8 protein-coding genes and 1 pseudogene are annotated in these 11,807 nt (G+C 46.9%); all 9 read right to left on the bottom strand.

Annotated features, from left to right (window positions below; all coding sequences use genetic code 11):
- Positions 1 to 97 precede the first annotated feature (97 nt).
- Positions 98 to 1,801 carry a cache domain-containing sensor histidine kinase gene (locus AC1DUA_RS07175; RefSeq protein WP_477499075.1) on the bottom strand — a complete coding sequence of 568 codons (1,704 nt, stop codon included), beginning with the start codon at positions 1,799 to 1,801 and terminating at the stop codon, positions 98 to 100.
- Between the two features lie 113 nt (positions 1,802 to 1,914).
- Positions 1,915 to 2,934 carry a response regulator transcription factor gene (locus AC1DUA_RS07170; protein ID WP_477499074.1) on the bottom strand — a complete coding sequence of 340 codons (1,020 nt, stop codon included), beginning with the start codon at positions 2,932 to 2,934 and terminating at the stop codon, positions 1,915 to 1,917.
- Between the two features lie 51 nt (positions 2,935 to 2,985).
- A complete protein-coding gene (locus tag AC1DUA_RS07165) occupies positions 2,986 to 5,121 on the bottom strand; it encodes a glycoside hydrolase family 31 protein (protein WP_477499073.1) in 2,136 nt (711 codons plus the stop codon).
- An 18-nt stretch (positions 5,122 to 5,139) separates the two neighbouring features.
- On the bottom strand, positions 5,140 to 6,102 hold the full coding sequence (locus AC1DUA_RS07160) for a Gfo/Idh/MocA family protein (RefSeq protein WP_477499072.1): 963 nt from the start codon (positions 6,100 to 6,102) through the stop codon (positions 5,140 to 5,142).
- A 166-nt stretch (positions 6,103 to 6,268) separates the two neighbouring features.
- A complete protein-coding gene (locus AC1DUA_RS07155) occupies positions 6,269 to 7,843 on the bottom strand; it encodes a type 2 periplasmic-binding domain-containing protein (protein WP_477499071.1) in 1,575 nt (524 codons plus the stop codon).
- A gap of 131 nt (positions 7,844 to 7,974) precedes the next feature.
- The gene (locus AC1DUA_RS07150; RefSeq protein ID WP_477499070.1) at positions 7,975 to 9,543 is read right to left on the bottom strand and encodes a type 2 periplasmic-binding domain-containing protein; all 1,569 of its coding nucleotides are present in this window, start codon (positions 9,541 to 9,543) and stop codon (positions 7,975 to 7,977) included.
- A gap of 45 nt (positions 9,544 to 9,588) precedes the next feature.
- Positions 9,589 to 10,458 (bottom strand): carbohydrate ABC transporter permease, encoded by an 870-nt coding sequence (locus AC1DUA_RS07145; protein WP_477499069.1) that lies wholly within the window; start codon positions 10,456 to 10,458, stop codon positions 9,589 to 9,591.
- 30 nt (positions 10,459 to 10,488) lie between these two features.
- The gene (locus tag AC1DUA_RS07140) at positions 10,489 to 11,445 is read right to left on the bottom strand and encodes an ABC transporter permease (protein WP_477499068.1); all 957 of its coding nucleotides are present in this window, start codon (positions 11,443 to 11,445) and stop codon (positions 10,489 to 10,491) included.
- 122 nt (positions 11,446 to 11,567) lie between these two features.
- Positions 11,568 to 11,807 (bottom strand): annotated as a pseudogene (locus AC1DUA_RS07135) (glucuronate isomerase); the annotation flags it as partial.

Here is an 11,807-nt window from a genome sequence, read left to right as displayed (position 1 = left end):
ATCCTATGCACCCACAGAAGAGAACTTGCCCGAAATTTTTATGAGAATTAGTTTTCACAAGAAAGAAATTGTGCCTTGCTGATCCGGCTGCTTCCACCTACTCCAGCTTTTTGGGCAAAGCTGGCATAGCCATAATCATCTTGGTGCCTTGTTCAAGCTTGCTCTCAATTCGCAGTCCATACTGGTCGCCATAAACCATCTGAATCCTGCGGTGGACGTTCAAAACGCCGATGCCACCCTTTTTGCCTGCTTCATCTACTTCGCCATCTGCCAGTCGATTGGTATTCAGCTTCTTCTGGAGCTGCGCAAGCTTCGCTTCTGACATCCCAGAGCCGTTATCCTCCACACTGATCCAAAAGATGCCATCACTTACGCCGCCATCAATCCGGACAACATGATAATCCTCCAGACCATCCGGGAAGGCATGTTGAAACACATTTTCAACTAGCGGCTGCAGCGTCAGACGAACCATGACATGAAGCAAATATTCAGGCTTAATCGCTACATCAATCTCGAACTCCCGACCTATGCGATGCCTTAATACGACCAAATAATACATAACATGCTTCAACTCATTAGCTACCGTAATTTCCTCAAGATTGGTCTGAACGGAGTAACGCAGCATGTAAGCCAAAGCCTTCACAATTTCAGAAATCTCCTCGGAGTCCTGAATAGTCGCATAGCAAACGATAGTCTCCAGTGTGTTATACATAAAATGCGGATTAATCTGCAGCTGAAGTGATTGAAATTCCGCCTTTTGGCGTTCCATACGGATTTCGGAATTGGTTAATTCCACTTGCACGACGCGGTCTACGGCTTCAGAAAGCCGCTTGACCATCAAATTATAGCGGACCATCAGCTCAACAATTTCATCACGGTGAGGAGGCAGCGGAATCGTCGCCCAATTCCCTTTCTCCGTCTCCCGCATGCCAGATTTGAGTGTTTGAACGGGCTTGGCAATGGATTTGCCGAATCTGTAAGCAAGCAGCATCGCCAAGATCAACGTAAATAGACCAACGACCAGCGTAGTCGAGCGGATGTTGGAGAGCGGCTTGCGCAGCTCGCGAAGCGGCATGGAAACAACAAGCTGCCAATTGGAAGACTCCGATTTGCGGCTTACATACATGCGCTCATCGCCTTCATAGGCGTCCGAGAAGGAATGCGAATCGGCCTGATTCAGCTTTTCAAAGAAAGCTTTAGGAACGCTAGTGCCGACTTTTAACCCATCCGGATGATAAATGTAACGCCCTTTGTCATCGATGATAAACAGGTACCCATACTTGCCTAAATCGATGCCTTTCCATAAGGCGGATAAATCGGCAGAGCGCATCTCAATCGCAAGTAAACCGGACAATTCCGGTGACGTATAGCCGCGAATACGACGGACGATTGTCAGCATCTGATTCTCTTGCCCTTCGATGATCGTGTGGTTCAAGATGCTTAATTGTCCGTCAGGCGTCGTATTCGCGAGGAAATAATCGCGCTGCTTTTGAATGTCACTAGTATTAAAGGATTGCTCATTCACATTATTATAATAGTAAACCGCGTTCTTCTTATCGCTGATCAGATAGACAGAAGCGAGTTTGGGATTGCGTATGAATAAAGGATCTACACTAAATTCCCGGATTGTTTTACGATACAAATAATAGTCATATTCTTCCCTTGTGGCAGGCAGATCAATGAACTCCATAATCTGTCTATTCGTTAACAGCGAGACAATCGAGCGCTCATAGTCCTTCAGATATAGATCGGTATGGTGAACGGCGTTGCCGGCAATTTGATTCATTTGGTTCTCTACCATTTCTTCCAGTTCTCCAGAAGTAATGATATAGGAGAAGWTACCTACGCAGYTGAGCGAAAGGATAATCACAATGAGGAAATACGCAAAAATTTTCTTCGTAAAACCTCTAATCTTCATTTGATACCTAAGCTGGTACGGTATTCCGTCGGGGAAACGCCGACAATTTTCTTAAACGTTTTTGTGAAATGGGGGTAATCGTCATACCCTACATCCGCTGCCACATCAACGATTCGAACATGCGGTGCGGACAGCATCTCTTTCGCTTTCGCCATCCGCTTATTAATCCGGTATTGGACAAAGGTCTCTTGCGTAATCTTTTTGAAAAGCGAGCTGAAATACGTTGGCGTTAATCCAACCATAGCAGCGACTTGATCCAAAGAAATATCCTCTGACAACCGGCTGTCGATATACGCCTTGGCTTCTTCCATCGGATCTTTGAAATGACCGCTGCGGACTGCGTGCAGCCCGCTGATCATGTTCATAAGACCTTTCTCGAACGTATCTAGCGCTTCTTTGACGCTATCTGCCTGCAGATGAGCAGGAACCGACGAAGGCGAGTAATGGCGCGCTTGAAAGCGTTTCACAAGAAGCGCATTGCAATCATCCAGAAGCTCCTTCAGCTGGGCCAGCGAGATATTCGCCGACAGGCAATATTCGCGCCAGCCTATGATGAGGTTTCTGATTTCCTCCTTTTGCAACGCCCATATTTGCTGTTCCATCTGATCGATCCAAGCGATATAACGAGATGGCGATAAATAACCGTGTTTCGGTTTTTTGATCAGCTGATCCAGCATGTCATGGACATCGCTTTTGGTCGCCGGCTTCAATAAATAGTGCCTGACACCGTAATTCATGCTTTTTTGCGCATATTCAAAGTCATTGTAACCGGATATGACAACGGTTTTAATATGAGGAAACTCCTCATGAATAATTTTGCATAATTCAAGTCCGTCCATTTTGGGCATGCGAACATCCGTCAACACCAGATCAGGCTCTGACGCCCGAATTTGCTCCAAAGCAGCTTCGCCGTTCTCGGCCGTCTGAATTTTGGAGAAAGCGGGGGCGTATAGTTCCGCCATTTTTACCATGCCTCTGCGAATAACAGGTTCATCATCTACGATCAATACATGCATGTCCAGACCTCCTCATGCTCTCAGCGCTGCTAATCCAATTATGATAACCCACTACTGCTCGTTCATCAACAAACGCGTTTGCGCGAAGCGCCAAGTGACAGGCTGATAGGAGGACGATTCTTCCCTTTCTCCAATCCATGCACCGGTGTATTGACCATCCTGATCTACCGTGACAGACAAATTGTACCAACTGCACTTGCCCTGTTCGTAATCGAAGGTTTCGCCATCATCGTCATACAGCTTAGCTGTGCCAGGGTCGGTTCCAAAATGCACCAATTCAATCCCCACAGACGTCCCAGGTGCCGGAACATGCGGAAGTGCAGCCATCATTGGAATAATGGAGCCGCTTTTCACGAAAACCGGGATATAATCAAGGCCCGCCTGCACCCGGATCACACAGCCGCCGGTATACCGCTCTCCCGTCTCCAGGCCATACCAAATGCCAGCTGGCAGAAGCACTTCGCGCTCTGATTCCCCCTCGACCAGAGGAGCTACGAGCAGCGCATCACCGACCATATACTGGTCGTCCCATTCTCGTGCTTTCTTCCTGCCGTACGCAGCATCCGTCGTATTCAATAGCTGCTGCGCATCAGCAGTTAATTTGGCTTCAGCCTCGGCAATCTCGGCCGGTGTTAACACGAACGGCATCGCCCGAAATGGCGGAATCCCTTGCTCGCGGTAAACGGCAAAAGCAGTATACAAATACGGCAGAAGTTTCATCCGCAGTTTAATATAATGCCGCACGGTTCCCTCTACTTCGGGGTATGACCAAGGCTTCGTCCCGTCTCCCCAAGCGTTCAGCATCGCCATCGGCGAGAAACAGACGGTTTGCATCCGCCGAACCCAATCCTCGGCATTTCTCGCCCTGCGAACCTCCGGTGTCCACAGTAGTCCGCTGAAGGAAGAGCTGCATATGCCCCGAATAAACTGCTTATGGTCATATAAATCCGAGTACAGGACATAAGGCATCGTCGAGGCGGCTCCGTTCGAGGCTCTGACCAGTCCGTATGTTCGGCGGTTCTGGCTGCGGAACAAATCAGCCGTCATTTTTTGGAACATTAACCCATACATCTGTCTCATCTGTTCGCCGTCCAGACCGGATGGGAACCTGGCATGTGCCGGGAACATCCAGGAATTGTTCGTCAATTCGCTGCCATCGCATTCATCCAGCTTGTACCCAGACACTCCAATATGGATGTGCTGCTCCTCATGCTGCTTCTTATAAAGTTCAGCTGCCTCAGGCAGAGAGTAGTCCGGCGCAAGCCCGCCCCACACAGTGTGGGTCCCTGAAAGCGGCTGCAAATCAGCATACAATTCGCTCTCAGGCGAAACGTAAGGATGCTCCCAGAGGTTCACGCGGAATCCCTTCTGTGCTAATTCTTCCACAAAGCTAGCAGGCTCAGGGAACCGGCTCTTCTCCCATTCATAGCTGACAGGATAGCTGTGGCTGTGCCAGCCAGGTTCCAGTCCGATGACATCGCAAGGGAAATCGTGAAGACGGAACTGCTCGGCTTCTTCAAGCACTTGCTGATCGCTGTATAACGTCGGTACGCGGTGCCAGAAACCTAGTCCCCATTTCGGAGGCAAGACGCCTCCCCCGCACATTAAATTGTATCTAGCTACCACTTCCGAGAGGGTAGGCCCGCCAAACAAATAGATAACTGCGCCTTCGGCAGGAATCTGGATTTCCACCCGAGAAGCCACTGGCGTTGCCTTCCATCCCTTATCCGTATTGCGATCACGAATCTCTTCAGGATACGTATCCTCTTGCTTCAAAGTTGAGCCAAGATGCATCGTTACGATACGTGACGTATCTACCCAGACACCATACCCTTGATCGCTCACATAAAAAGGGACGGGAGCATGCGTTTCACCAGTATCCTGCTTAGGATCGCTGTTTACCCGCAAATAACGGGTTCTTCCCCGTTGATTCATGCGCAGCAGCTGAAGGCCTGTCCCGTACAGCTTCTCGGTTCGATTCAGCGGAAAGGACAGAATTAAATTCCGTCCAACCTCCTCAAGCTGAATACACTCCCAGGCAAAAGGCGGCTCTACCTGAGGCATTTGCTGCAAAGCCTCATCCTTAGGTGAAACGCCCATCCAAGTTAGCGGGGTAATCCCCTCGGGCTCTCTGATTGTCAAACGCCATACACCAGGCGCTGCTTGTTCCCAATGATTGATCAGCATGCTCGTATCCCCATTCATCTATAAATTTGGAACTTCAATGACGTACGTCTGACCGGAACTGCTAGCCAGCTTGGCAAAATGCACAAGGGCCTGCGTTTTCAAGTAATCCCTGCCGCTTGACTCCGACTCTCGCCCTTCCCGCAGCGAAGCCAGGAACTCAGCCAGCGTATCCGTTCCATCAATGCCGCTGAAATCTTCAATCAGCTGAACCTCTCCGTCCCGTATGACACGAATCTCCTTATCGACGAATTCAATCGCTCCCTCCGTGCCTTCCAATCGCCAATTCCCGCTCCACGGCGTTTCCGTTCCTCTGGCCGAAATGGACGCGTTATACGAAGCCGTAATGCCGTTATCCATTTCTAGGAACGCATAAGCATTAATAATGGCGCCGTCCTGCTCCCACGCGTTGATCGGATTATACAGCTTCGCCTGCACGGTTTTCCCTTCTCTTCCGCTAAAATAACGAAGCAAATCAAAGTGGTGAACACCAATGTCATCCAGAATGCTGACGGTGTATCTTCTTTGGACGTTGTGATATCTGTAAAACTGTACATCCATAGAGGACAGACTGCCGATAACGCCCTCGTCCAGAAGTTGTTTCATTTTGCGTATATGCGGCATCCTTCGGTAATTTTCTGCAATCATGAAAGGCAGCTTTTCTCGTTCCGCACGAGCCACAACTTCAATGGATTCCTCATAATCAAAGGAAATCGGCTTTTCGCACAAAACCGCCAGTTTACGATCAAATGCTGCATGATTCACCACAGTGTGCACCATTGGAGAAGTTACATTGACAAGAAAATCCGCCTGTTCCTGCTGTAAAGCTTCCTCTAACGATGTGTAAAAGGGAAAGGGGTCATTCTGCATTTTCTCTTTCATCGCTGCATCCACTTCCACAACAGCTGCCAATAAACCTTGATCTCGCAGGCGCTTATACCAGCTAAATCCTGCCGAGCCTAAACCAACCAATATCGCTTTCACGTGCAACACACCTCTCCATCGTTTCGTTGCCTTCATTATAGAAATTATTCCGTCAAGCAGAAAGGATAAAATTAAGATCGTATGTCATTTTTTACGATTTCTACATATGAAAAAAATATCCTGCAGCAGATTCCTCTACTGAAGGATACTTTTCTCGTTACAACGCTTACTTGATATCGATCATAATTGCGCCTTGCTTCTTGTTCCAACGATCGGTCGCTTCTTTAATAATTTCGTTACCGCCTTTGGACTTATACTCTTCGATGACTTTTGGCCAATCGCTGATAGGTTCTTTGCCATAAATCATTTTAATCATATGATCAACGATAATTTTGGGACCTACATCTGGTTGCGGCGCCGCAAGATCCGGGAATTTCGAGAATGTGCTCAAATCCGGATAGAAACCAATGCCAGGCAGACCTTCCTTCGTTAACACCTCATCGAATGCTTTCAAAGTCGCTTTGCCATCCTCGTTGAGCAGCAATCTTGGTTTGTTGTAAGTGGAGTCATGCACTGCCCACATCGTTCCGCTGCGGAAACCTTCTTCATCCGTTTCTTCCTTGGTCGTCGGGAACTTATAGTTGATGTTGCCACTGGCGTCCTTGGTGTAAGTATCCCCTTCAATTCCGAAAGTGAAGAAAGTTTCGGCTTCTGGTGTCATCATCCAATCGAAGAATTTAATGATGTTTACAGCTGTTTCTTGCTTCACATTTTTGTTAATGAAGAAAGTTCGAATGACTGGCGCATAATAGAAGTATCCGCCTTTTCCTTCAGGACCTTTGGGCGAACCTACGATTTCAACCTTGGACCCTGGAACGGCTTGTTGAATCTTTGTACGGTAACCCGGTAAGCCTGAAGCATTCTGCGACCAAATACCGGCTTTGCCCGACTCGATACTTTTGGAGAAATCCGTTGAGGAGATCGTAGCGAATTCCTTCGGAATCAAGCCTTCATCGTACATTGTTTTATATGTCGAAAGCGCTTTTTGCACATTGTCTACATCGAAAAATTTCGGAACAACCTGACCGTTCACCAGTTCAAATTGATCTTTGTATGGCAGCACGTCGTACGCGCCCAAGATGACGTCCGCATACTTGAAGTTCTCCCTCATCTGATATGGATTCTCCACGCCCAACTTCTTGAACGCTCGCAGCACATTCAGGAATTCATCAACTGTTTTCGGCGCTTGAAGCCCTGCCTTCTCCAGTAGATCCGTACGAATGTAGGTCGAACGACGGGATGGATTACTCAGAAATTCAGGCACACCATAAATCTTGCCTTCATACGAAACGCTATCCCAAGCTGCTTTCGGAATCGATTTCATCAAATTCGGAGCATACTGTTTGAGCAGATCATCCAGCGGCATGAATACCCCATTCTCAACGGAACCGGACATCGATTTACTGCCGGGACCGCCAATACTGCCAACGACATCCGGGATATCGTTACTCGCGAACATGACGCCGAATTTGGCATCCTCCATCACTTTGACGTCTAGATCCGTGTTGGTTAGCTGCTCAAGCTTCAATACCCATTTGTCCTTGTTCAAATCCGGCACACGAGTATGATAGCCTGTACTTACAGTCGTTGGAAAAAGGATAGAGAATTTCGTCGGTGCTTTCTTCGCATCCGCAGACGGCTGCGACGACGCTTTTTCGGCTACTTTTCCATCGGTTGAACAAGCGGTGAGTGCGGATGCTGCCATGATGACAGCGAGAGTGAGACTGATCGTTTTTTTCATATAACCCCTTCTTTCCAGCATTTTTGCAAGCGGTTTCAATGCTCAGTGATATCATAACGACTGCTTATCATTTTCTGAATGTATAAATTTAAGGAGCTATGTCATTTTATACGATTGCAAAGCGGCGATCATCATTTCTTTCCAAGGATAAGCACACCTTTTTTATTTTGATAACGATCGGTTGCTTCTTTCATGATGTCATTGCCGCCTTTGGTCTTGTACTCCTCAATCACCTTTGGCCAATCAGATATCGGCTCTTTGCCATATATCATTTTGATCATATGATCCATGATGATTTTGGGAGCTGCATCCGATCCCGGCGAAGCAGCGTCAGGGTACTTGCTATTCGCCTCCAAATCCGGAGCAAAGCCAATACCAGATAATCCTTCATGAGCAAGAACATTATCAAAAGCATTCAAAATATAGGGACCATTCGGATCTGTTTCCATTTTCAGACGGTTAACGGTGCTTTCATGGGCGGAGTGCAAGGTACCTCTATGGTCCTGCTCCTCCTGTTCTTCCTTGTTGGTCGGTTCTTTATACTTGATTTTACCATCGACCACCGTATACGTATCGCCTTCGATTCCGAAAGTGAAGAACTTATAAGCTTCGTCCGACGACATCCAGTCAAAATATTTCACGATGTTCGCTGCCGTCTCAGGCTTCACAATTTTATTAATATAGTGCGCACTTGTAACCGGCAAATACATGAGATAGCCACTTTTGCCATCCGGACCCTTTGGTGAAGAGATCACATCGACCTTCGCGCCCTTCACGGCATTCGGAATATTCGTCCGGAAATCATTGAGGCTGACCAAGTTGGAAGACCATATCCCTACCTCGCCGGCCCGAATATTTTTTAACCAATCCGTCGATGACGTCGTGGCGAATTCCTTAGCCATCAGTCCTTCATCATACATAGTTTTATAGACGGTTAACGCTTTCGTCATATTTTCTACATCAAAAAATTTCGGGACAACTTGACCGTTTACCAACTCGAACTGTTCTTTATAAGGAAGCACGTCGAATGCACCGAGAATCGTATCGGCATATTTTAACGTTTCACGACCTCCATACGGATACTTTACACCCATCTCTTTAAATTTGCGGAGTACATTCACAAAGTCTTCGACCGTTTGAGGCGCTGGCAGCCCCGCCTTCTCCAACAGATCGGTACGGATAAAAGTCGCACGCCTGGAAGGATTGTTCAACCAGTTGGGAATGCCGTAAATTTTGCCATTATACGAGACAGCTTCCCACGCTTCCTTCGGTACCATTTTCATCAAATTAGGAGCATTCTGTTTCAATAAATCATCCAGGGGCATGAACATACCCGCTTCTACGGAACCTGACATCGCTTTATCTGTCGCTGTCCCCAAGCTTCCCACGACATCGGGCACGTCATTGCTTGCGAACATAAGACCCATTTTGCTTACTTCCGTTACTTTCAGCGTGAGGTCGGTATTCGTCAGTTCTTCTAACTTTTTCACCCATTTGTCATTGTTAATATCGACACGGGTATGGTAGCCGGTATTGGCTGTCGTCGGATAAGAAATGGAAAATTTCGTTGGCGACTTCTTCGCCTCCGGTGTCGACGTAGACGTAGCGGTTTGCTGCGGATCCGTAGTTTCAGTGGTGCATCCGACCAATGTACCCGCAGACAGAGCTGCTGCTAACGCCACAACTGCTACTTTTTTCAATGGAATCCCCTCTTTCTAATCGAAATTAGATGCGTTTCCATAAGTTTAAGACTTGACTGAGCCTACCATCATACCTTGAATAAAATGTTTTTGCAGGAACGGATAGACAAGCAGAATAGGTATCGTTGCGACCACAATAACGGCCATTTTAATCCCTTCGGGTGAAAGAAAGAGCATTAACTCGGATGATACATCCGATTGGCCGAACTGATCCGTGAACACAATCTCCCTTAAGCGAACCTGCAGCGGAATCCAATTTCGATGATCGATGTAAAAGACGGCTTCGGCATAACGATTCCAGTGTCCAACTGCGTACATGATACCCATAGTCGCCATAGCGGGCTTGGAAAGCGGCAGGACAATGTTCCACAAGATCCGGAACTCCCCGCATCCGTCCATTCTGCCTGAATCCAGCAGTTCAACCGGCAGGTTCAGGAAGAATGATCGCATAACAAATAGATTAAAAGCGCTAATCGCCATCGGGAGCATTAAAGCCCACAGTGTATTTAGCAAACCTAACTGCTTCACCAGCAAATAATTCGGAATTAGCGGTGCGCTGAAAATCAGTGTAAACAGCACCATGATTAGAATCGATTTACGGAATAAATATTCAGGTCTGGATAACGGATAAGCCAGCGTTGTTGTCATAAACAAATTGATGAGCGTACCGAATACGGTAATAATGACGCTGTTCCGAAACCCTAACCAAATTGTCGGATCCTGCAAAATAAGCTTATAGCTTCCCAGTGTGAAACCAACTGGCCACAGCGAGACCTGCCCTGCGTTAATCGCGACGTTATTGCTTAAGGATTGAGCAATAATATGGATGAGGGGGAGCACCATACTTAGTCCGAGAGCTCCCAACAGAATAATATTAAAAAGATTAAACATTTTATGGCCTTTTGTCATAATCATAGCGAGTTACCTCCTTCCGTATCTGTGTCATCAATACAAGCCTTCGCCCGTTACTTTTTTGCTGAATGTATTACTGAACATAATTAAAGCTAGACCGACAACCGATTTGAACAGCCCAATAGCCGTTGTGTAGCTGTATTGCCGATCGACAAGTCCTGCACGGTATACAAACGTATCAATAATTTCTCCATTTTCGTTGTTGAGCGGGTTAAGGAATACAAAGACGCGTTCAAAGCCAAAGTCGAGAAAGTTTCCAATTTGAAGCAAGAACAGAATAACAATGGTCGGTAAAATCGTCGGTATCGTAATGGAAAACACTTGCCGTAACCGGCTTGCACCATCGATTTGAGCCGCTTCGTATAGATCAGGGTTAATGCCCGCAATTGCAGCCAAATAGATAATTGTCCCCCAACCGCTATCTTTCCAGATACCTGAACTGATGAGAATCGTCCGGATATATTCATTTTCCCCTAAAAAGTAAATGGGATCGACGCCGAACATGCCGAGAAGATGGTTGACGATTCCAGTTGATGGAGATAGCACGCCTACGACAACCCCGCCTACGATGACCCATGAAAGGAAATGCGGCATATAGACCACAGTTTGAACGATTCTTTTGTACGTCATAATTCGTAATTCATTGATCAATAAAGCTAATATAATGGGAACCGGAAAGGCGAAGACCAAATCGTAGACGCCAATCAAAATCGTATTTTTCAAAATCTGCAGAAATTCTGTATATTGGAACATCCGGTGGAAATTTTCCAGCCCGACCCACGAACTCCCTTTGATACCTTTGAATATGTTGTAGTTTTGAAAAGCAATAACGGAACCGAATAAGGGGACATATTTAAAAAGCAAGAAATAAATAATGCCTGGTAATGAAATTACATAAATTGGCCAATGTTTTCGCATAAAAGCCCACTTCTGATTCTGCGATGAGAAATTGTAAATTGTTCGATCGGATGGCTGAATTTTACTGGCCATGTTCTCCTCCCCTTCATGCCTACTGCATTTAATGTACTTCTTTATCTTACAAGGGTTGGCAGTACCTAGCGATGGCGAAACTTATAGCGCTTTGTGTTTTTTTACGATTGAAAAGCGAACACTCAAGACTCTATACCGTACCGTTTCGCCGCACTCCGATACAGCCAATCTTCTGCAATCTGAATCGCCATCATCTGGTCAATCCAGCCCGCTTCGATTTGATTCCAGAGGAACTCGCTCACAAGCCGCTTGATCACGATAATTTTGCCGTAGCTCCACTCCATGCAGCGCGCATCGGACACGATGAGCGAGCTTTTGATGGCAGGAAGAGCTTCCAGCCTGTACTGCATGCTGTCCCGGTA

It is taken from the genome of Paenibacillus sp. 01T422 (assembly GCF_056398785.1).
The sequence above is the reverse complement of the archived record's forward strand: the minus strand, read 5'-3'. Positions and strand labels throughout refer to the sequence as shown.

Excerpts from the sequence above, each read along its gene's own strand:
- AC1DUA_RS07175 (WP_477499075.1), bottom strand. The coding sequence starts at position 1,801 with ATGGTAGAGAACCAAATGAATCAAATTGCCGGCAACGCCGTTCACCAT.
- AC1DUA_RS07170 (WP_477499074.1), bottom strand. The coding sequence starts at position 2,934 with ATGCATGTATTGATCGTAGATGATGAACCTGTTATTCGCAGAGGCATG.
- AC1DUA_RS07165 (WP_477499073.1), bottom strand. The coding sequence starts at position 5,121 with ATGCTGATCAATCATTGGGAACAAGCAGCGCCTGGTGTATGGCGTTTG.
- AC1DUA_RS07155 (WP_477499071.1), bottom strand. The coding sequence starts at position 7,843 with ATGAAAAAAACGATCAGTCTCACTCTCGCTGTCATCATGGCAGCATCC.
- AC1DUA_RS07145 (WP_477499069.1), bottom strand. The coding sequence starts at position 10,458 with ATGATTATGACAAAAGGCCATAAAATGTTTAATCTTTTTAATATTATT.
- AC1DUA_RS07140 (WP_477499068.1), bottom strand. The coding sequence starts at position 11,445 with ATGGCCAGTAAAATTCAGCCATCCGATCGAACAATTTACAATTTCTCA.